Here is a 19,931-nt window from a genome sequence, read left to right on the forward strand (position 1 = left end):
GGACGATGTTTGTGTCTAGTCATAAGAAACTAAAAATCATTCGTGTCCCAATCCCCACTCCGACATTATGGCCACACACCTCAACGAACTGTTATTTAATTGGGAATGAACATGAAAGCATGTTGCTTGATGCTGGCTATGATCAACCTGAGACAAAAGAAGGCTTAGAGAAGGCCATTGCGGAGCATAGTCTAGCGACCCCTCGTGTGATTGTGCTAACGCACTACCATCCTGATCACGCCCCTGGTGTACGGCAGTTAGTTGACTGGGAACCTACGATTCTATGTCATGGTAAAGAGCAACAAAACATTTTGGTTGGAATTTCTCCAGTAAAAGAAGTGTGTGCGATCGATGATGAACACGAATTGACCGTAGCAGGAGTCAAAGTGATGGCGATTCATACTCCAGGTCATACTCCAGGTCACCTAAATTTATATATTCCTTCAGAAAAAGTTCTGTTAGTTGGTGACAATATTTTAGGAGAAGGAACTACATGGATTGGCAAACCAGACGGTGAAATGGCCGATTATATCCATTCTTTAAAGCGTTTACAAAAGTTGGCGATAGACAAGCTCGGTCCAGGACATGGGGAATGGGTGCTAGCCCCACACCAACAGATCCAATTTGTGTTGGACCGGCGCTTACAGCGCGAACAGCAAATTAAAGAACTGCTCGCACACCATAAAAAAGTCAGTACAACTGAATTAACCCAATTCATTTATCAAGACAATATTCATCCTAGTGTGTTCGAAGTGGCTAGAAGAACAACCGAAGCTCACCTTATAAAACTAGTGAATGAAGATATTGTCACGCAAGAAGACTCACAGTTTTCACTGAAAGGTTAAGTTCGAAATGGAAATCTTTCCGGTCTTTGTTTTCCCATCATTAACTCTCCGCCGTTTTGGTGGTTTAAAATCGTTTCAAGAGAATCGATTGTTGGGGGAACTAAAGGCATCTTCCCTTCTTGATAGGCTGTTAAAATATCTACAGGATTCATCCAGAAAGCTTCATCAATTTCATTTTGTTCAGGCTTAGGACTTTGGTTATTCGGAAGCTTTGCGATAAAAAAGCGAGTATCAAACCGGATTGGGCTTTCCTTTGGTGTAATTCGATGCCCAAAATACGTTAAATGATTAAAATCAAAATAAAGATTTTCTTGTCTTAAAATTTGCGTGAAAGAGATTTCACCATTAAGTAGTTGACGACGGTACTCCCATTCTGTTTGGTTCTTCAACTTGGCAAATGTACCGTCGTCATGGTTGGCAAGTAACACGCCAACTTCTTCAAAGAGTTCTCTTGCGGCAGCAATATAATGACCTAAGCTAAAAGCATCTGGGTCTTTTTCATTTTTTATATAATCTTTTTTGATCTCTTCATCCTCATGTTCCACCGAACCACCTGGGAAGACATAATATCCTCCTAGAAATTTCATCGTTTTTGGTCGCTTCGTCAAATAAACTCGATTTAATTGATCCATTAAAACAACTGTTGAAGCAGGTTTTATCATACGATCCACTGAAACGCCTCCCTTAATTTGAAAATGCGTCTTTCATCCTGTCCCTATATATATTCAACTCCCCCTCAGGAAATCAGTATAATAATATAGAAGAAATCCACCTCATTACGGTAGGGTGGATTTAAACTGGTGAAGGGATTATGAAAAATTATCTTTGATCGCCTTTCGTAATAGCTGTTCGCCTCGGTCAAGGTCAGCTTTTACTAGTTTTTTATAAGCTTTTGCTTCTTCCATATTTTTAACTGAATACACCGCAACTTCTTTGTATTTCGATCCTTCCTCTATCACTTTTTTTCTAGTTAAAATCCCATCTTCTAGTAAGTCATGAAGGGCGCGGTAAATTTCTGAATGCTGTGGCTCATAGCCATAAGGTTTAAAGGCTGATTTTAATTCATCTAATAACTGCATGCCATACCAACGTTCTTTCTCAATACTGCTAAGAATGTACAATTTAAGAAAAGCACGCTGTTTAATTAGAAATCCAGTACTTTCTCGCTTTTTAACCATCGATCGCTCACCTCAAAATAGGAGTGGTTGGGATATTTTGTTTCTTGCAATCTATGATGTTTAAAAAATTATAATTTTCAATCTAATTATAGCACACTGTACTAGTTACACACTACCATTTCATTCCAGTTGGTGTTGCCATTTAACTACTATCGTGAATAAAAATAGGATGTTCCAGCAAATTATTGGGCGAGGTACAGTTGAATTTTAGAGTGTGTATTTAGCACATAGTGCTAATTTCACTTTCTGTGAAAATAATTCTCTACCCGATTATGCTATTTTAACCCTAAATTACCTTCATACTCTAGTAATTACTAATAGATTTTGTCGAATAAAGGCAGAAAAAAGCCCGAAGATGAACTCCGGGCAGAAAGATTATTCATATCTTTTAAAGACTAAAGATGCATTATGTCCACCAAATCCTAATGAATTTGATAAAACAGCATTCACCTTTTTCGTTTTAGCTTTATTTGCTACATAATCTAAATCTAGTTCTTCATCGGCTGTTTGATAATTGATCGTTGGAGGGACAATTCCTTCTTTTATCGATAACAAGGAGAAAATCGCTTCCACTGCCCCAGCTGCACCCAGCAGATGCCCTGTCATTGATTTCGTCGAGCTGATGGATAGGGCATAAGCGTGCTGACCAAAAAACTCTTTAACAGCTTGAGTTTCATATAAATCATTGTAGGGTGTGCTCGTTCCATGAGCGTTGATATAGTCAATTTGTTCGGGGGAAATACCAGCATCTTTCAATGCTAAATGCATCGCTCTTTGTGCCCCTTCTCCTTTTGGTGCTGGAGCCGTAATATGAAAGGCATCGCCTGTTGCACCATATCCAACTAACTCTCCATAAATCTTTGCTCCTCTGGCCAAAGCGTGTTCTAACTCTTCTAAAATGACTACCCCTGCACCTTCAGCAATGACGAATCCATCGCGGTTTTTATCAAAAGGTCGACTTGCGGTATTAGGGTCAGAGTTGGTCGAAAGTGCGGTCATATTGGTAAACCCGGCAATCGTCATTTCTGTGATTGCCGCTTCCGTCCCACCTGCGACCATCATCTCAACATCTCCGTTTTGAATCACGCGGAAAGCATCACCGATGGAATTGGCTCCTGATGCACAAGCGGTCACCGAGCAATTATTAATCGCTTTTGCGCCTAATTCAATTGAAACGCGCCCAGCTGCCATGTCAGGGATCAACATTGGAATCGTAAATGGATTCACGCGTCTAGGGCCTTTTTCTAGAAAGCGCTTGTGCTGGACCTCAAATTCATCCAGGCCACCAATTCCTGAGCCAATCCATACTCCGATTCGCTCGGGACCGATGTCCTTCCCAATCTCAACGCCTGCGTCATTGATTGCCATCTTACTTGCGGCGACAGCGAATTGGGTAAAGCGCCCCATTCTTTTCGCTTCTTTGCTATCAATGAATTCCTCTGGTGCAAATTCCTTAACTTCCCCAGCCACTTTCACACTGTTATTCTCTGCATTAAACTTTGTAATCGGCGCAATGCCTGACACACCACTTTTAATGTTCTCCCATGTAGTAAAAACATCATTGCCTAATGGAGTTACTGCGCCAATTCCTGTAACAACGACTCGTTTTTTCATTCCAATCTCCCCACTCGTTTTAATACTAGGTACTAATATCTACTATAAGTCATTATATCATATTTTTAATTATTTTTCTCGGGTGTAAGTCTTAATCATCGTGCTGCGATATGGTATAGTAGGAAAAAAGATTGCAAATTTACAAAATTTACTTACGAGGAGAAAACCATGAGTGTACATAAGGACTTAATTAAACATGCTTACAACCAGAATCAAGACTACCAGGAGTTTTTACGAATGGATCAACTACGTGAGGCCTACATAGAAGAAGCGGTAGAACTATGCAAACAAGGTCAACCTTTTACGACGGATAAAATCAACCAAGTGACAAATAACATGAACCGTTTAACCGTGCGGATGCTGCCCAAGAGGAAAAATGTTACCGTGGAAATGGTTCAGGAGTATGTAGGAAAGTTATAGAAAACTTTACCCATTTTTATGAGTGACAACAAAATGCCCTAACCTAAGTAACAATTTATATAGCGAGCAAAAAACGACTGAGTGAAATTTTGCACAGTCGTTTTTTTGTTTGTAATTCTTTTTTAATGAAAGCTGTGTCTTAGGAACACGTCACCCTTGACTCTTTGGGTGAATGTTCCCTCGAAATAACACAGTCTGTATTTTTGAACCGGGTACTCGATCCAACTCCGAACCAAACTTAGCAAGCGTTGAACGAGATTATTTAGTATTGAGATGAAGGTGAATAAAATGGTTTATGAATGTAAAGTGATGACTCAAGAACAAGCAGAAGATATTGCCTTTAATTGGCATTATGATGGTGAGTATTCTTTTTATGATATGGAAGCTGATGAAGAAGATTTAGACGAATTTTTAAATCCAGAAAAACGAGGGAACTCAACATTTGCTGTAACTAAAGAAAATGAATTGGTTGCTTTTCTTAGTATAAGTAAAGTTACTGATAAGATTTTTGATATTGGTTTAGGAATGAGACCAGATTTAACTGGTAAAGGCACTGGAGGAGAATTTTTAAGGGCAGGTATTACTTTTATTCTATCGGAATTTAAACCTGAAAAAATCACATTATCAGTGGCAACTTTTAATCAACGAGCTATAAAATTATACAGAAAAGTTGGATTTAAAGATGTCGAGACTTTTATGCGGGGTACAAATGGTAGTACATTTGAGTTTCTTAAAATGGTATATGAGTGTGGATGACTCTTCTTCAAGTAGTGGGTGCCTTTAGTTGAAGAAGACTATATTTTGAAATAGAACTTCCAAATACTTGGAAGTTCTATTTACTATCAACATTAAACCTTTTAACAGAGCCTTAACTAGAGAAAAGGACTGTCGCTACAGTCCAAATTATTACTACTTACAACGATTTATAAAAGAGTCTAATCTTTATTTTCGATGGATTTCATCCCATTCTTCCCGTAATATCCCCATTTTTATAGCATCAAAATACTCACCATCAACGATTCTTGCCTTTCTAATACGTGCTTCTACTTGCATGCCTATTCTTTCTGCTACCTTCATCATTCGTTTATTCCCAGACCAAGTAGACATCCCTATTCGATGTAAGTGTGTAGATTCAAAAAGATAAGCAATCCAAAGTTTATAGGCTTCGGAACCATATCCACCGTTCCAAAACTTTTTATCATAGATTACAATTCCGGTTTCAAGCCAGTTTGTGTTCTGGTCTACCCAATACGAACCAACAGAACCAATCGCTTTTCCAGCGCTTTTAATCACTAATGAAGCAGGAACATCTGGAACTATTTCTTGTCCCCACTGTTTTCGGTATTCTTCTTTGCTGATTTTCTCTTCAGGTATATAAGGTCCATTCCACTTTTTTGCTTCTTGTTCTTTTTCTTCATATTTCCAAAAGTATAATTCGTCCATCTCTTTTGTTGTTGCTTCCTTTAACACCAATTTATCCCCTATTATCTCAACCATTATGAAAATACTCCTTTGGTTAGTTCATTTTTACAATCGTCCACTTTTTATTTGGGAAATCGAATAGCCAATTTGCTTTATTTAAACAGTTATAGCCTAAAATGATATCCATCGGCTTTTCTAATTTAGCATTTATTGAGGATAGATCAATACTAATTACTTTTAGTGTAGGAAATAATTTGTTTCCGATAACCACCGATTGCATCATGTACATTGGCGTTCCTGTTGAAGAGCCTGAGGAATCTGTTCCTTGTACAACATTTAAACTTTTAAAAGACTTCGGATATTTATCTACTAATCTACTATCTACCACGGTTATCCCGGCACCTGTGTCCCAAATAGCGCTTACCTTAGTGTCTTCCATATACACATCCACATTTGGTATTGCTTTATTTCCAACATGCAAATCAAAAAATTCTAACTCTTCCAAACCTTGCTTATCCACTTCTACATTGTTTTCAACAAAGTTAAAAAAATAGGAGTGGTCATGTAAGAAATCCATTCCAATAATATTGTGGGCTGGTGAGTCTTTATCAAATCGGTTCATCTGAAAATCGACCTTTTCAATTGGACCTAATGCTAAATTTGGTACAATAATCTGTTCATTTTTCATTTTAGAGAAGACTCCATAGGTATCTTTAGAACTGTAAGATTCAAAGTGATTGATGTAATCATCATTTCTTACACGTGTAGTGTTGGCGCCCGTATCAAAAAGAAATCGATAAGTTCTCCCATCAATGACTCCATCTACCAAAATCTCCGCAGCATCCTCAACTTCTTTATCTTGTTTAATCACGAGATCAAAACTTTTCATTGATGCTCCCCTTCCTTTCGTACAATTCCCACCTTACTCTGTTTTTCAATTTTGTAGTTTAGCTGTTTTAGACTTTTCCTCATCATCTACTAGTAGACTAGCAAATCAAATCGGTTCAACCCCTACTTATTTGTATACTCTTTATATCTTTCATCTGTCATTTAATTATGTATAAAGGGGTAGAGGAACGGATTCCCTTTCCTGAAAGGAAAATTAATATGTACTACGCTGAAGACATTCATAACTTCAGCTTTATAATCTCTAAATTGTTAAACTACTTCCATATATTCATATATTTTTTTTTGTATTTTTTGTCATCAACCGTATCAATTAAATCCAATGCTTTTTGTTTAATAACTTCATCATTGAAATGGTCATATAGATTTTTCAGGTTTTGAATAATGTCATTACGAATTAACGTGAAATTCTTTTCATCTGCACATTTTTTGAAGCGTTCAATCAAAAACTCCATAACCATTTCTTTTTGGGCTGTACCAGCAATTCCAACTTTCCAGATAGATTGGAGACTATGTCTAGCCGTAACAAACTTTTCATCTTTTGTTACCTCCCACAATTTAGGGAAATCTTTCATCATTCTCAGCTCTGGGTCGCTTTTAGCTAGATTGGCTAAATATTGTGCAGCACGAGAGCGTTGATGGTTATCTTTATGGGTTAAGTCCTCTATTAGTTGATTCCATACCTCGTAAGCCCAATCAACTTTTTGATCGGTTGCATGTAAAATATTTTCATAGGCTTCATATCGCTCATCTTTATCGCCTAATTTTGATTTTTCAAATGCTAACTTTATTTGAGTATCCATTTTTCTACCACCTTATTTCATGTTATTACGTTGAAATGTAGTAATCTATTGATAAAACAAAAACATACACGATTTGCACACATCCAGAAATAGCAATCCAAGCCTTTTTTTCTTTTTAAATATCAATTCGGTTTTCTATTTAGCGCATTGGATTCACTACTCCTAAGCCCTTCCACTTACACCCCTCGGTAAACGTATGATTCTTTTTATTACAACATTTCCCGCAGACGTCGTATGTCTTTCATTGGGGACAGGCCGAATTTACGGCTGTATTCCCGGCTGAAATGAGATGGACTTTCATACCCTACCTGAAAGGCTGCCTCAGCCGCTTCCAGGTTTTCCGTTAATAGCAATCGGCGTGCTTCTTGCAACCGAAGTTGTTTCTGAAACTGAATTGGGCTCATACCCGTGACTTCCTTGAAATGATTGTAAAAGGATGAAGAGCTCATTTTGGCTTCTTTCGCCAATTCATTTACCTTTAAGGGCTGCGCATATTCACGGTTTAACAGCTCAATCACCTTTGCAATCCGTTGGGCCTGACTTCCTACAAGTGCAAAATGCTTCAAGGAACCATTCTTGTCATTCTGTAGAATCCGGTAAATAATTTCACGTTTGATCCCATCTGCAAGAATTGCTATATCCTGTGGAGTCTCCAGTAGCTTAATAAGCCGTAATACCGCTTCAAGGAGCGAGTCATTAATTGTGTTGATTACCAGACCACGCCTCGGGGAGTCATTAGAAATTACTTGATTCGATGATTGAACGACTTCGAAAATCTGGTTCATATCAAGCTGCAAATTTACGCATAAATAAGGATTTTCGGGCGAAGCCTTTATGACCTGTCCCGTAATCGGCAAATGAACGGAAGCAGTCAGATAACTGGCAGAATCATACTGATAGCTTTCTTCCCCAAGCAGGACCAATTTTGATCCCTGGGCCACAACACATAGGGAAGGTTCATAAACAGAGTAAACGGGTTCAGAAATCTTGGTGGTCCGAACAAAACGTAATCCTGATATAGACGTGTCATACGTTCCATCCACCGCTACATTTCTCTCAATTAACTCCGCTAATTCCTTCATTCGCTCCATGAACATTCCCCGCCTTTCCCATTTCATTTATGATCTCTTGCTCACTATACTATAATTTATTGGAGTATTAGGCAATAATTGTCTATTTTCCGACTACCTCCTCTTTGGCGCAAAAGTTCATAATGAATTTATGGTCAGACACTTAAATTTGTTGATATGGATTTGATTCTGTTTCTGTTACGTTCTTTGGATCACTTTATCTGCATTTCAATCCTGCCAAGATTTGAGTGCCACCATCTTATGACTTGCGAGAGGAGATTATAAAATGAAAAAAGAACTTGTAAAAAGGTCTCATCCCTTTGTGGGGATGTGGGTGACCGCGGACGGCTATATTCGGCACGAGCTGCTTCCAAACGGCCGATACGATGAAGCCCGCGGCAACCGCAAAAGCGCTTATCAAGGCAGCTATATCGTCAAAAACAATCATATCGAATATGTCGATGATACAGGCTTTACTGCCAATGGTGATTTTGTCAACGGGGTTCTTTACCATGCAGGTATGGTGCTATATCTGGAAGAAGGGAGCAAGGAATAATGTCTGTACTTAATGGAAAAGTGGTTGTGATTACAGGGGCAAGCAGCGGAATTGGTGAAACAACAGCACGACTGCTCGCTAGCTTAGGCGCTCATGTTGTGATCGGGGCAAGACGCGTGGAAAGACTAAAGTCATTGGCATCTGACATTCAAGGGGATGGCGGTTCTGTAGTCATTCAACAGCTCGACGTGACAGAACTAGAACAGATGCAGGCAATGATAGGTGCAGCCCAAAGTCGTTTCGGAAGAGTGGACGCCATTATTAACAATGCAGGAGTGATGCCGCTCTCTTCGCTGGAATCATTAAAAATTGAGGAATGGAACATGATGATTGATGTCAATATACGCGGTGTCCTCCATGGCATTGCCACAGGTCTTCCGGTTATGAAAAAACAAGGATTTGGACATTTCATCAATATTGCATCCATCGGCGCCTACGAAGTGACCCCGACGGCAGCTGTCTACTGCGCGACTAAATATGCCGTACGTGCAATAACGGACGGATTGCGGCAAGAGACTGTTGGCCAAGGGATTCGTGTGACCCTTGTATCGCCAGGAGTAACGGAATCAGAACTAGCTGAGAGCATTACCGACAACCAGGCTAAAGAATTCATGAATGAATACCGACGGAATGCTCTGCCAGCTACAGCTATTGCCCGTGCGATCGTCTATGCACTTGAACAGCCTGTTCATGTCGATGTAAGTGAACTTGTCATTAAACCTGCAATGTAAACGAAACAAAAGAGATATCAGGAATGCTATTAGAATCATATAGCTTTCTCCGATCAAAAATTAATTCCTAAGGATCTAATTCTTCCATATCATCACAGAGAAGAATTGTATGTAGGAAATACCCTCGAATCCTCACGATAGGGACTTGAGGGTATTCCTCCTACTTCTTTTAATATAGTACATTCATTCATCACTTTAGGTTATCATTTTAAGCTTCATTTTTCATGTTTATAAAGGGAAACGGACATGAGTGTACCCTTTTTCGGATGTAATTTTTCACTTAAGTTGAATTATCTACTTGATTTCTTTATTTCCTCCATAACCAACTTATACGATTGAATACGATCTTTTAAAGAATTAGTAATGGTGACGAGCATGAGCTCATCAGCTTGATACAAGCTTTGGAGGGTACGCAGTTTCGAAGCTACCTCTTGGGGATTTCCTATGATCATCTTTTGTTTTTGCTTTTCGATCGCATCTAATTCTTTTTCGGTAAGTGGATATTCCTTTGCCTCCTTTATGGAAGGAACTCCTTGCTGTCCTAGCCCTTTTTCTTTCTGAAGTCCCCAGACAAGCGAGCTTAAGGCAATCTCTTCTGCTTTATCACTACTTTCTGCACAAATGACTGAAACCGTTAAAATGACTTGAGACCGGTCTCCTGCTTGCCGTGGGACAAACTCCTTGCGATATTGGTTAACGAGGACCTCTCCGTCCCTTTCACTCATAAATTGTCCAAAGGCATATGGTAATCCTTTTTTAGCTGCAAGTTCAGCACTTTTTTTACCTGTACCTAGAAGCCAGGCTTCTGGAGCAATTTCGGGAATGGGAGATGCAGAAAGATTAGCATACTCATTGTCTGTAACATAATCATCGTCTAAGAAATGAAGCAAATCAGTCACTAACTCAGGCATTTTCCAAACCTGCTGAAGGTAGTTGTCGGATAGTGCATTCGTTGCTTCAGCAGAACCACCTGGCGCCCGACCTATCCCAATATCAATTCGTCCTGGAAAAAGGGTTGCTAACAGATTATAGACCTCTGCCACTTTGTATGGCTTATAATGTGGCAAAAGCACTGCGCCTGCACCTAGGCGGATTTGAGTGGTGTTTGCACCGAGGTAACTTAACATCACTTCTGGTGCCGAACAGGCTAGCCCTGATAAGTCATGATGTTCGGCGATCCAATACCTTATGTATCCTAAAGTCTCGCCAGCTTTAGCCAGTTTCAACGAATCTAACAATGCCTCTCTTGCTGTTTGTCCCGAAGCAATTGGAGCTTGATCTAAAATGCTTACCTTCATCTTAGTTTCCTTCTTTCTCATCCTGAACTTCAAGAAAACTTACCCGGTAATCACCCACTTGCCCTTTTTCATACAAGTTTGTGATGCTGGTTGAATATTGAACAATTTTCCCTTTAAATGCTAGATTTCGACTTGGAACCTTAACATCAAAGGTTCCTTTGTAAAGCAGTGTTGCCACATCATGATATTCTTCACTAGAAACCTTAAACTCCACATCTATTTTATGTAACCCATCAATCATTTCTTCGTTATATGTAAAAACTGTAATCGGTGTTTGATCTAATTGTATTTGCGTGACCATGTTTCACCCTCCTAATGATTTAATGTAAAAAAAGAGTAAAAGATAGAATCTTTTACTCTGCTACTACAGTATTTCTTTCTTCAATCCTGTTTAATCGTGCTTGTACTTCTTCTTCTGTCAAGTCATGTTCATGGACATAACGATTTCTTTCGTGTGTACGGCATTCATGGGTACAGCCACGCATGTAGAAATGTTCATTTTCCTCTGAACAAAGAATCTGTTTGTTACATTCTGGATTTCCACAATTTACGTAGCGTTCGCATGGCTCGCCAGTAAAATGATCTTTCCCGACAATCACATGTTCTACTCTGTTGACAGGAACACTGATTCGGTTATCAAACACATAGCATTGACCATCCCATAACTGACCTTTTGCTTCGGGGTCTTTTCCGTACGTAACAATTCCTCCATGAAGCTGGGAAACATCTTCAAAGCCTTCTTGTTTTAACCAACCAGAGAACTTTTCACAACGAACTCCACCGGTACAATACGTAAGAATCTTTTTGCCTTCGAGAATGTCTTTGTTTTCTTGAATCCACTCTGGTAATTCGCGGAAAGCTTTGATATCAGGTTTGACCGCACCGCGGAAATGACCTAACTCGTATTCATAATCATTCCGAGCATCGATCACAATCGTATTTTCGTCCTGCATTTTTTCATAGAATTCTTTCGGACTTAAATAGTTCCCTGTTAGTTCAAGAGGGTTTATGTCGTCTTCTAATCTTAGGGTAACAAGTTCTGGACGAACACGTACGTGCATCTTTTTAAAAGCATGTCCTTCCGCTTCATCAATTTTAAATGGCATATTTGCAAAACGTGGATCTTGCTTCATCGCTTGCATATATTGCTCTGTTTGTTCAATAGTTCCAGAAACAGTACCGTTAATTCCTTCTTCTGCAACTAAGATACGTCCCTTTAAACCAAGGTCCTTACAAAATTGTAAATGGTCCGTTGTAAACTGCTCTGGGTTTTCAATCGGAACATATTGATAATAAAGTAAAACACGGTATGAAGGATTTTCCATTTTTTTAAAACCACCTAATCTATAACTAAATATAAAAAGGACCAGAACTGGTCCTGTGATAATTATCACTATTATAGTATTATAAACCTATTTTTAAACGATGGTAAAGAAAAATGTTTCCAATCTCATTCCCCTTTCTCTTCTACCCTCTTAAATAGGAAAAAGCGATTTATAAAAATCGCTTCCATATCATGTATGCTTGTCTATGCGAAAATAAGTACCGCTGCTCCAATAATGAAACAATAAATACTAAAGTAGATTAAGTTTCCTTTTGCCATGATGCCCATAAACCATTTCAGTGAGAAATAAGAGGCAATGAACGAAACAATAAAAGCGCCTAGGTATGGAATAAATAGCTGGCTTAGATTAGGATCATTGGCAATATCAGTAATGCTTAGCAGCGTGCCGCCAAGACTTACGGGGATATATAATAAAAAAGAAAAACGCAATGCTGTTTCTGGTTTCATTCCGAGTCCCATGGATGCAACAATCGTTGCTCCGGAACGACTGATCCCAGGAATTAATGCAACAGCCTGCGCGAGACCTACAATAATTGAATCTTTAAGCGTAATATCTCCATCTTGTTTTCTTCCTCTAAGGTTGCGGATAAGAAACAACGCTACCCCGGTTACAATTAAGGTGATTCCGACAATATGAACTCCTTTGAGCACCTCAGAAATTACATCATTAAATAAAACTCCAATGACACCTGCAGGGATTGTCGCAACAACTAAATAAACAATAAACATAAAGTCTGCTTTAGACTCAGGGTTCCTAGTCACAATATAAGAAATTCCATTCTTCGCAAGGCGAATAATGTCTTCTCTGTATATAATCAGTACAGCGATCAGTGAGGCCGCATTTACTAGTAGTTCAAACGATAAGCTTCTTGTTTCAATCCCCATAAAATACTGTGCTAACACCAGGTGTCCACTTGAAGAAATCGGGATTGGTTCAGTAAAACCTTGTAATAGTCCTAAAAACAAATACTTTAGTAGAGTTAATAATTCAAATTCCATCCATTTTCTCCTTATACAATAGTAATCCAAAAACACCTTTTCTATTTTAGCATACACATAGCTTTTCGTATAAAGATTTTTTAAGACTCCCCTGAAAACCAATAAGTAATTCTATCAAGGACAAAAAAAAGCCACTTCATATGTCGCAAATGCGGATGAAGTGGCTTTTATTTTTTATCAGTTGTTGGAGGTGCATCATCACCCATTAAGATTCAATACTGATGGGCGTTTCAACCTGTTGGACTTCTTCGGAATTTTTTACTTTAAGTGTCAATACAAAGCCAACCATTAAACAAATAGCACAGAATAAAAAGGCTGTTTTGAACCCACCAAACCCATCAATCAACCAGCCAGCAATGGTTGGACCAATCAATTGGCCAGCAGCAAAGTAAAACGTCACATACCCAAACGCAACAGGCATATCATTTGGTTCTACATGATCCATACTTGATGCTTGTATTAAGGTAAATAGTCCAGTAATCGTACAGCTAATCACGATGATATGAATAGTAAAACCTAATATGGTAGGGAAAAATACGGGAACTAACATTGAAAACAATACAAGTCCCATGGTACTCACTAATGAAAACCTTCTGCCAAGCTTATCAGAAATCCCACCCCAGATAAATCCACTAAAAATCGATAAAATTCCGTTGACCGCCATTAATTGTCCAGCAATTTTATTACTAACACCAGATTCAATCATAAAACTCATCACAAAAATGACCTGTACAATATAAGCAATGCCAATAATGCCGTAAATAAAGCCAACAATCATCACATTAGGGTTTAAATAGATTTCTTTTGGTGAAGTAGTGTGTTTTTTATGATTGTCACTTTCAGTCTCAGTTGGAGTATGTTCAATAAAACGAAGCGTAAGGAGTACAACGACAAAAGCGATAGCAGCGTAGATCCCCCAAGTAATCCTCCATCCAATATCAACATAAACACTGCCTAAATACGGAACGACAATTCCCGCAAAAAGCATTCCAATCCCTACTCCACTTGTAGCAAGGCCAATCATTAACCCCTTTTTTTGTGGAAACCGTGCGACAAGAAGTGAAATGAATGGTGTATAGGTAAAGGCAGTGCCAATCCCTAAGAAGAGCATGAAAACATACATCATCCAATAAAAGGGTGACAATGCTAGACCCACGAAGCCTGTGGTCACAAGCGAAATTCCTAAGATGACCGTTCGTTTTCCACCCCATTTTGCGGCTAGAATCCCCGCAAATACAACGGTGGACAAATACCCTAATGACGTTGTAGTCCCTAGATATCCAGCTTGTTGATAGGAAATGTCTAAGCCATCTTTCATAAATGGAAGAACAACACCATAGGATAATCTAGCGAAAGCTAAAACAACAGTGGTTGTAAGCATCCCAATCGCGGCGTAGATCCCCAAACTCTTATTTTTTACCATTCCATCCCACCCCATCATTGAACATCCTATGTATAGAATTTTTAAGCGTTTACATTCTCCATAAAATAATATCATTAATTTTCACTATATTCAAACTATTCTTATTTATAGCGCGCTCTCGAACAGCTTTAAAACCATTTACCAATAAAAAAAAGTAGCTAAATCGGTATCCCGATTCACTACTCTTCAATCTTCTACTAGTAGAAGTTCCTTACTTTTTATCCAATGAGTTTAGCTTTTGTTCAATCCGATCAAGTTGGGCTTTTTTCCGTTTGGAATTTCGCAAGTATGAGAAAAGAATATAGACAACAAAGATAGGAATCCCAATCGAAACTAGTTGGAAAATAATATCGCCAATATTCACTCCTGTGCTCATGTTTTTTCCACTTCCTATGATTTTGATATTTTTATTTTACCAAATCTCTAATCCTTCTTCCATCATTTTCCTCAATTGGACCTGATGGAACTTTAGAAATTAATGAGGAAAATAGTTCGCTCCCCTACCTATTCTCTCTGATAGCATCACGCTAAGAGTCATTTAGAGATTTAGTCCCTATAACCATTTAATGAACTTTTAGGCAAATCGATAATAAATTAATACAAAGGTGGATAAAACAAACAAGAAGTTTAAGAACACAAAGATAAATTGGTCAATTTTCGTTTTATGCATTTTGATTGGTGGATTGTAAAAAGAAACCCCTTCAATGATAAAAATAATTAACACAATGTGTACCATAAAATGTCCAATAACTTCTTTCATTCCAAACAACATCGTGGTTAACACAAAAATCACCGTAACAACAAGACCCAATACTCTATTCAAAATTCCTACAACCAGCAAATATCCTACGACAAATTCTATATATGCGGCCATAACAATGAAAACAGCGGGGTCAAAACCGAACGTTGGCACATGGTGATTGGCAACAATATCTAAGCTCATGGCTGGGTACACCCATTTCTCCACTGCTACCCAACATAGCGACAAACCCGTTCCTAAGTATAAAAATGGGAAGCCCACATTCTCATATTTGGTTTTTCCAACTAACAGGACTCCAATAATCGCGACATAAAACCCATAATCGAGCATGTAAAAGATTCCGTGGTCCACCGTAACAAAAACAAATAAACATAATAACAAGGCGGCCCCTATTTTTGTAGCGATATGATTGGGGATAAGTAATAAAGCGATACTAATCCATGCTAACACCGTTGTTATTGTATTGGTGATTGGCAATTCTGGAGCAAATATCGTTCCATTTACCACTTGGATAATCAATGCAATGGCCGTCCCATATTTTAAAATGTATCTTGAATATTTTCGTAAACTTGAAAGTCGTGCATCCCAGTTTTGGATTTGTTTCCAATTGGTTGTTTTAGGAATAAGCAAGGTTAAGATCCCTAGAACCACTGCCGCTGTTAAAGCTAGTAACATAAATAACGGTGATAAAATATTTTCAATGGACTCCTTTTGAGGCTCAACCTCGGTAAACCACTTCACATGGGCATTTGTTAATAAAGGGGTCAGCAGTAAGCCAAACATGATTCCAATTGATAGTACCTTCTTCAAAGCGATTTCCTCCTACTAAAAAGCATGTCTAATTAAGATAGTAATTCCCGAAATGGGAATGAACTATTATATACGATTTTACCGGGTGCTACAACATGGACCGCTTGATACCGGATTTATTCTATCGGTATCAAGCGGATAAAGGTGATATTAAGGAGGAGAGATGTTCAAAGGGGTTATTCAAGCGATGTCTGAATCGTTTCTTTTCTTTAAAACATCTTGAATAATCTCAATATGTGCGGCGGCCCATGCTTTTTCCCGAAAATGAAGAATGACACTTGTAATCAAGATGAAAAAGTAAAGAAATGCAAAGATAATGAGCCAAATAAAACGACCATCTTTGAAAAGAAAATCTTGAATCTTGTTTGAAAACATAAATAAAAACCATGGGATAGATGAAACAAAAATTGGGACAATCCCGGAGCCATTTTTTTCTTTTATCATTCGGTAAAAAATGAGTTTTAAGGTACTGCTATCGATTGAATGATAAAACTGTTTGATTTCTTCTATCTCTACTATCGCTGGCATCTGTTTATAAGATTGCCCTTTGTTTGAAGCGTTTTTCAATTGAAGATAAATTTTATGAGCATCCCCACGAAATGAAATCATACTTTCATCCTTTCTAGCGAAAACAGTTTCGTAATGATCAATACGACCCATCCTTTGGAACATCAAAGGTTGTAAAGAGTCCTTTTCACTTAGACAGATTACACAATTAAAATTGAACTCAAATTCATCTTGTTTAGTATAGTGAACCATTATCGTTTTCTTATGTAAGCAGAATTCACAAAGCTCGAACTTTGTTCTTGTTAAAGAGTACATACGATTTTGTTAAGCTAATATTAGTCCTTCATTACTGAGAAAAGAATTTGAAAACGAATGTAAAGCGAATAACCAAATAGTCTACTGCAAAAAATGCTTTAAGATACCACGGAAATCCCATAAAAAATATCGAGGCATCACCTATTGGGTGATGCCTCGGTGGTTATTCATATGCAAAAGGTTCTTTGAACTAAGTTAATAAATCCTTTTTGCCCCAACATAATACTTTGACCAATAGGAGTTATCCATTGATACGGCTTGGATTCCCTTGGAGCTCGTTGCAGAAATAAACTGGTTATTTCCCATGTAAAAGCCAACATGGCTAATGGTTCCAGTTGAATTGATATCAAAGAAAACCAAGTCACCAGGCTGTAGTTTGGCTCGACTGATTGAGGTTCCAGTCTTATATAAGCCAGCAGAAGTATTTCGAGACATGTCTACCCCGTGTTTATTAAACATAAAGTAAACAAATCCGGAGCAATCAAATCCTGCTGGGGTTTCCCCACCCCAAAGATATGGAACGCCTGTGTAGTTGACGGTATCCTTTACCAGTTCATTTTTCACAATAGCATGATTGATTGCTGTACCCGTCGCCTCATTTATGACGCCAGTTATAGCTAGCCCATAATCAGTTTGAAAATTCTTTATTGCTTGCGTTGTTGCTGTATCATAGCTCCCTGTTGTGGCTTTTCCTTTATAATACCCGAGCTTTTGGAGATCTTTTTGAACCGACACAATATCCTGATTAGCAGGCACTGGAGATGGTGTTGAAGGTTTAGGAGCAGAAGTTCCATTTGGAATCGTTAAAACCTGACCAACTCGTATGATGTCTCCAGTTAATTGGTTATCCTGTTTCAATTGTTCAACAGAAACCTGAAACCGCTTCGCAATAACCGAAAGCGAATCGCCTGCTCTAACGATGTAGTTGGAGTTCGGCTTTTCTGGTGTTGGAGCAGGTACACCATGATTTGGGACGTTTTCTTCATAGGATGCTGTTTTCGGTATCAGGATTGTCTGCCCAATTTGTAATAAGTCATTTTCAAGGTTATTTGCACTTCTTATTTCATTTAAGCTCACGTTATATTTCATCGCTATTCCCCATAAACTATCACCTGCAACAACCGTATATCGTAAATTATCCGTTTGTTGTATGGGTTCTGGTCCTGTTTCGCTATTAGTAGGAATAGTTAATACCTGGCCCACCCGCAACAAGTCTGAAGGTAACTGATTGGTACGTTTCAACGCTTCGACTGTTGTATTGAAGCGTTTTGCAATAACTGATAAGCTATCCCCTGAGACAACAGTATAGGTAGAATTGGCTTGTGGTGAATTCGTTGAAGGTGATGATTGATTATTTTGACCTCCAATTAATTTAGGGATAATGAGTGTTTGACCAAGAAAGGTGTTATCGGTTTCTAGGCTATTTGCCTCCTTAATTGCCTCGACAGTCGTCCCATATTTTTTCGCCAGCACAGTTAAATAGTCTCCTATTCCAACAGTATGAATGGCGATGGGAATGATTAACCGCTGCTGTATTTGGAGTACATCTGTAGTGAGGTGATTGGCTCTCCTAATCAAGTCGACACTGATATTAAACCTCTGCGATAATAACCATAATGTATCGCCAGGAGAAACAGTATAGTAGATAGAGTTGGGTAATGGTGTTTGCGTACTAGCTGACATCGGTGCTGCTAATGCTTCAGATGAAAATCTATCGGTGGTAAGGGGCATCGCGGCCACAACCATTCCACCTATCATCACTTTAACCATTGTCACTTTAATTGTCGGAAACTGTTCGGTTATTACCTTCCTAGTGGTCATGATGATGGATTGTCGCGAACTTGTTGGACCTCCAAACTCACTCCCAAACTCACTTAATTGATCATCCAGGTACAGGATAAATTCATATTCATCACTTTGAGGTCCCCGTTTTCGAATTGCATACTTTTGGTATTCCTCCATGCTGCATGATCCCCCCTGATTGTTGCAACTTGTTGTTATTTTTACCAAATAGGAAGGGATTACACCTAGAAGGAAAAATTACATGACGGATTACCTATTAAAAGTGACGGTTGAAAGAAACGAAGGATAGAAAACAAGCAAAAAAAGGGCCAAATAATGGATTAGGCCCTTTTTTTGCTACCTAGTTCAGCAACCTTCTTCGATTTTCTTCTTCATTTAAAAACGTAATGAAGTGATTGAGCATCTTTCCAATAGGTTGTTCGCTAACGAGAGCAATGTACTGGTTTTTGTGTGTTTCCGTCGCTATTTCGCTCTTTTTAATTCGTTCAATGATATAGTTCGCGCTTATTTTTTGTATTTGTTTTCGTTGTATTCTAATCTCTTTGTACAAGGCCATCCCAACGGCACCCGCTAAGGCAAAGAAGAGAATCATAGACAAGTTATCAAAATTTAAAGCACCAACAAACATAAGGCTTAACAAATTAAACATCGAGAACAGAATTAGTGGGAGTGTCCACATCGTATATTTAGTCACTTTTTTCATGATTGGATTCAGTACTTCCTGTAGCTTTTCAATTTCTTTGCTTACGTGTTTTGGCAGATCTGGAATTTTCATATTTACCATGTTTTCCCCTCCATGTGTATTTTATACAAAGATAGCGGAAGAAGCCCCTTCCAGCACTTTTAGATTTTTTACTCATCTTAGAACAAAAGACCTTTACCAATTGGCAAAGGTCTTTTGTGGACAATTAAAGACCTCTATCAATAGTTGTATTGATAAAGGTCTTGCTAACAACATCAGTTGCCAACAAAGCCGAGAGATTTTTTAATCTCCGTATTGACGACCTTGCTGTAAAAGCTACTCCCCTTTAAAGAGAATTTCATTATTATATGAAAATAGTATATTAAATTTGGGTTTATCGGTCAAATGAACACACTTACCGCCATATTCCTCGCTAATCATAAA

22 protein-coding genes are annotated in these 19,931 nt (G+C 38.4%); 5 read left to right on the forward strand and 17 right to left on the reverse strand.

Annotation, left to right across the window (positions count from 1 at the left end; all coding sequences use genetic code 11):
* Positions 1–11: 11 nt before the first annotated feature.
* Positions 12–845, forward strand: a complete 834-nt coding sequence (locus H0185_RS05075; RefSeq protein WP_221871784.1) for an MBL fold metallo-hydrolase — start codon at positions 12–14, stop codon at positions 843–845.
* On the opposite strand, the gene H0185_RS05080 is transcribed toward H0185_RS05075, so the two are convergent.
* From H0185_RS05080 to fabF, 3 genes are all read right to left on the reverse strand, one after another.
* Positions 842–1,507, reverse strand: a complete 666-nt coding sequence (locus H0185_RS05080; RefSeq protein ID WP_246629035.1) for an NUDIX hydrolase — start codon at positions 1,505–1,507, stop codon at positions 842–844. The two genes, H0185_RS05075 and H0185_RS05080, sit on opposite strands and share 4 nt — an antisense overlap.
* A 147-nt stretch (positions 1,508–1,654) precedes the next feature.
* Positions 1,655–2,023, reverse strand: coding sequence for a replication termination protein (locus tag H0185_RS05085; protein WP_221871789.1), 369 nt, complete (start codon positions 2,021–2,023; stop codon positions 1,655–1,657).
* A 375-nt stretch (positions 2,024–2,398) separates the two neighbouring features.
* The gene (gene fabF, locus H0185_RS05090; protein WP_221871791.1) at positions 2,399–3,637 is read right to left on the reverse strand and encodes a beta-ketoacyl-ACP synthase II; all 1,239 of its coding nucleotides are present in this window, start codon (positions 3,635–3,637) and stop codon (positions 2,399–2,401) included.
* Between the two features lie 168 nt (positions 3,638–3,805).
* Here fabF and H0185_RS05095 point away from each other — a divergent pair, with 168 nt between their 5' ends.
* Positions 3,806–4,057, forward strand: a complete 252-nt coding sequence (locus tag H0185_RS05095) for a DUF2533 family protein (RefSeq protein ID WP_221871793.1) — start codon at positions 3,806–3,808, stop codon at positions 4,055–4,057.
* Between the two features lie 288 nt (positions 4,058–4,345).
* Complete coding sequence (locus H0185_RS05100) at positions 4,346–4,813, forward strand: GNAT family N-acetyltransferase (RefSeq protein ID WP_221871795.1); 468 nt, start codon at positions 4,346–4,348, stop codon at positions 4,811–4,813.
* Positions 4,814–4,999: 186 nt separating this feature from the next.
* Here the strand turns inward: H0185_RS05100 and H0185_RS05105 are convergent, their stop codons facing one another.
* From H0185_RS05105 to H0185_RS05120, 4 genes are all read right to left on the reverse strand, one after another.
* Positions 5,000–5,554 carry a GNAT family N-acetyltransferase gene (locus H0185_RS05105; protein WP_221871796.1) on the reverse strand — a complete coding sequence of 185 codons (555 nt, stop codon included), beginning with the start codon at positions 5,552–5,554 and terminating at the stop codon, positions 5,000–5,002.
* A gap of 19 nt (positions 5,555–5,573) precedes the next feature.
* Positions 5,574–6,368 carry an aspartyl protease family protein gene (locus tag H0185_RS05110; RefSeq protein WP_221871798.1) on the reverse strand — a complete coding sequence of 265 codons (795 nt, stop codon included), beginning with the start codon at positions 6,366–6,368 and terminating at the stop codon, positions 5,574–5,576.
* Between the two features lie 274 nt (positions 6,369–6,642).
* The gene (locus H0185_RS05115; protein ID WP_221871800.1) at positions 6,643–7,188 is read right to left on the reverse strand and encodes a hypothetical protein; all 546 of its coding nucleotides are present in this window, start codon (positions 7,186–7,188) and stop codon (positions 6,643–6,645) included.
* 209 nt (positions 7,189–7,397) lie between these two features.
* On the reverse strand, positions 7,398–8,279 hold the full coding sequence (locus H0185_RS05120) for an AraC family transcriptional regulator (RefSeq protein WP_221871802.1): 882 nt from the start codon (positions 8,277–8,279) through the stop codon (positions 7,398–7,400).
* 265 nt (positions 8,280–8,544) lie between these two features.
* On the opposite strand from H0185_RS05120, the gene H0185_RS05125 reads away from it, so the two are divergent.
* Complete coding sequence (locus H0185_RS05125) at positions 8,545–8,814, forward strand: Atu4866 domain-containing protein (protein ID WP_221871803.1); 270 nt, start codon at positions 8,545–8,547, stop codon at positions 8,812–8,814.
* A complete protein-coding gene (locus H0185_RS05130) occupies positions 8,814–9,545 on the forward strand; it encodes an SDR family oxidoreductase (RefSeq protein ID WP_221871805.1) in 732 nt (243 codons plus the stop codon). Before H0185_RS05125 ends, H0185_RS05130 begins: the two co-directional genes overlap by 1 nt.
* Before the next feature lie 290 nt (positions 9,546–9,835).
* On the opposite strand, the gene H0185_RS05135 is transcribed toward H0185_RS05130, so the two are convergent.
* From H0185_RS05135 to H0185_RS05180, 10 genes are all read right to left on the reverse strand, one after another.
* Positions 9,836–10,843, reverse strand: coding sequence for an LLM class flavin-dependent oxidoreductase (locus H0185_RS05135; RefSeq protein ID WP_221871806.1), 1,008 nt, complete (start codon positions 10,841–10,843; stop codon positions 9,836–9,838).
* Between the two features lies 1 nt (position 10,844).
* Positions 10,845–11,144, reverse strand: a complete 300-nt coding sequence (locus tag H0185_RS05140; RefSeq protein ID WP_221871807.1) for a DUF3219 family protein — start codon at positions 11,142–11,144, stop codon at positions 10,845–10,847.
* Positions 11,145–11,196: 52 nt separating this feature from the next.
* Positions 11,197–12,168: an oxygen-dependent tRNA uridine(34) hydroxylase TrhO gene (gene trhO / locus H0185_RS05145; protein WP_221871809.1), complete on the reverse strand. Its 972-nt coding sequence runs from the start codon at positions 12,166–12,168 to the stop codon at positions 11,197–11,199.
* 203 nt (positions 12,169–12,371) lie between these two features.
* A complete protein-coding gene (locus tag H0185_RS05150; protein WP_221871811.1) occupies positions 12,372–13,187 on the reverse strand; it encodes an undecaprenyl-diphosphate phosphatase in 816 nt (271 codons plus the stop codon).
* Positions 13,188–13,392: 205 nt separating this feature from the next.
* Positions 13,393–14,610: an MFS transporter gene (locus H0185_RS05155; protein ID WP_221871813.1), complete on the reverse strand. Its 1,218-nt coding sequence runs from the start codon at positions 14,608–14,610 to the stop codon at positions 13,393–13,395.
* A 211-nt stretch (positions 14,611–14,821) separates the two neighbouring features.
* Positions 14,822–14,986 carry a hypothetical protein gene (locus H0185_RS05160; RefSeq protein WP_221871940.1) on the reverse strand — a complete coding sequence of 55 codons (165 nt, stop codon included), beginning with the start codon at positions 14,984–14,986 and terminating at the stop codon, positions 14,822–14,824.
* 198 nt (positions 14,987–15,184) lie between these two features.
* Positions 15,185–16,180, reverse strand: coding sequence for a hypothetical protein (locus tag H0185_RS05165; RefSeq protein ID WP_221871814.1), 996 nt, complete (start codon positions 16,178–16,180; stop codon positions 15,185–15,187).
* Between the two features lie 180 nt (positions 16,181–16,360).
* Positions 16,361–16,789 (reverse strand): hypothetical protein, encoded by a 429-nt coding sequence (locus tag H0185_RS05170; protein WP_221871816.1) that lies wholly within the window; start codon positions 16,787–16,789, stop codon positions 16,361–16,363.
* Positions 16,790–17,197: 408 nt separating this feature from the next.
* Positions 17,198–18,964, reverse strand: coding sequence for a LysM peptidoglycan-binding domain-containing protein (locus tag H0185_RS05175; RefSeq protein ID WP_246629010.1), 1,767 nt, complete (start codon positions 18,962–18,964; stop codon positions 17,198–17,200).
* A gap of 181 nt (positions 18,965–19,145) precedes the next feature.
* Positions 19,146–19,589 (reverse strand): DUF5392 family protein, encoded by a 444-nt coding sequence (locus H0185_RS05180; protein ID WP_221871818.1) that lies wholly within the window; start codon positions 19,587–19,589, stop codon positions 19,146–19,148.
* Between the last annotated feature and the right edge of the window lie 342 nt (positions 19,590–19,931).

It is taken from the genome of Mesobacillus maritimus, assembly GCF_019749255.1.
Taxonomy (GTDB): Bacteria; Bacillota; Bacilli; order Bacillales; family Cytobacillaceae; genus Mesobacillus_B; species Mesobacillus_B maritimus_A.

Coding starts and splice junctions, on each gene's coding strand:
- H0185_RS05080 (WP_246629035.1), bottom strand. CDS start 1,507: ATGATAAAACCTGCTTCAACAGTTGTTTTAATGGATCAATTAAATCGA.
- H0185_RS05085 (WP_221871789.1), bottom strand. CDS start 2,023: ATGGTTAAAAAGCGAGAAAGTACTGGATTTCTAATTAAACAGCGTGCT.
- fabF (WP_221871791.1), bottom strand. CDS start 3,637: ATGAAAAAACGAGTCGTTGTTACAGGAATTGGCGCAGTAACTCCATTA.
- H0185_RS05095 (WP_221871793.1), top strand. CDS start 3,806: ATGAGTGTACATAAGGACTTAATTAAACATGCTTACAACCAGAATCAA.
- H0185_RS05100 (WP_221871795.1), top strand. CDS start 4,346: ATGGTTTATGAATGTAAAGTGATGACTCAAGAACAAGCAGAAGATATT.
- H0185_RS05105 (WP_221871796.1), bottom strand. CDS start 5,554: ATGGTTGAGATAATAGGGGATAAATTGGTGTTAAAGGAAGCAACAACA.
- H0185_RS05110 (WP_221871798.1), bottom strand. CDS start 6,368: ATGAAAAGTTTTGATCTCGTGATTAAACAAGATAAAGAAGTTGAGGAT.
- H0185_RS05115 (WP_221871800.1), bottom strand. CDS start 7,188: ATGGATACTCAAATAAAGTTAGCATTTGAAAAATCAAAATTAGGCGAT.
- H0185_RS05120 (WP_221871802.1), bottom strand. CDS start 8,279: ATGGAGCGAATGAAGGAATTAGCGGAGTTAATTGAGAGAAATGTAGCG.
- H0185_RS05125 (WP_221871803.1), top strand. CDS start 8,545: ATGAAAAAAGAACTTGTAAAAAGGTCTCATCCCTTTGTGGGGATGTGG.
- H0185_RS05130 (WP_221871805.1), top strand. CDS start 8,814: ATGTCTGTACTTAATGGAAAAGTGGTTGTGATTACAGGGGCAAGCAGC.
- H0185_RS05135 (WP_221871806.1), bottom strand. CDS start 10,843: ATGAAGGTAAGCATTTTAGATCAAGCTCCAATTGCTTCGGGACAAACA.
- H0185_RS05140 (WP_221871807.1), bottom strand. CDS start 11,144: ATGGTCACGCAAATACAATTAGATCAAACACCGATTACAGTTTTTACA.
- trhO (WP_221871809.1), bottom strand. CDS start 12,168: ATGGAAAATCCTTCATACCGTGTTTTACTTTATTATCAATATGTTCCG.
- H0185_RS05150 (WP_221871811.1), bottom strand. CDS start 13,187: ATGGAATTTGAATTATTAACTCTACTAAAGTATTTGTTTTTAGGACTA.
- H0185_RS05155 (WP_221871813.1), bottom strand. CDS start 14,610: ATGGTAAAAAATAAGAGTTTGGGGATCTACGCCGCGATTGGGATGCTT.
- H0185_RS05160 (WP_221871940.1), bottom strand. CDS start 14,986: ATGAGCACAGGAGTGAATATTGGCGATATTATTTTCCAACTAGTTTCG.
- H0185_RS05170 (WP_221871816.1), bottom strand. CDS start 16,789: ATGATTTCATTTCGTGGGGATGCTCATAAAATTTATCTTCAATTGAAA.
- H0185_RS05175 (WP_246629010.1), bottom strand. CDS start 18,964: ATGGAGGAATACCAAAAGTATGCAATTCGAAAACGGGGACCTCAAAGT.
- H0185_RS05180 (WP_221871818.1), bottom strand. CDS start 19,589: ATGGTAAATATGAAAATTCCAGATCTGCCAAAACACGTAAGCAAAGAA.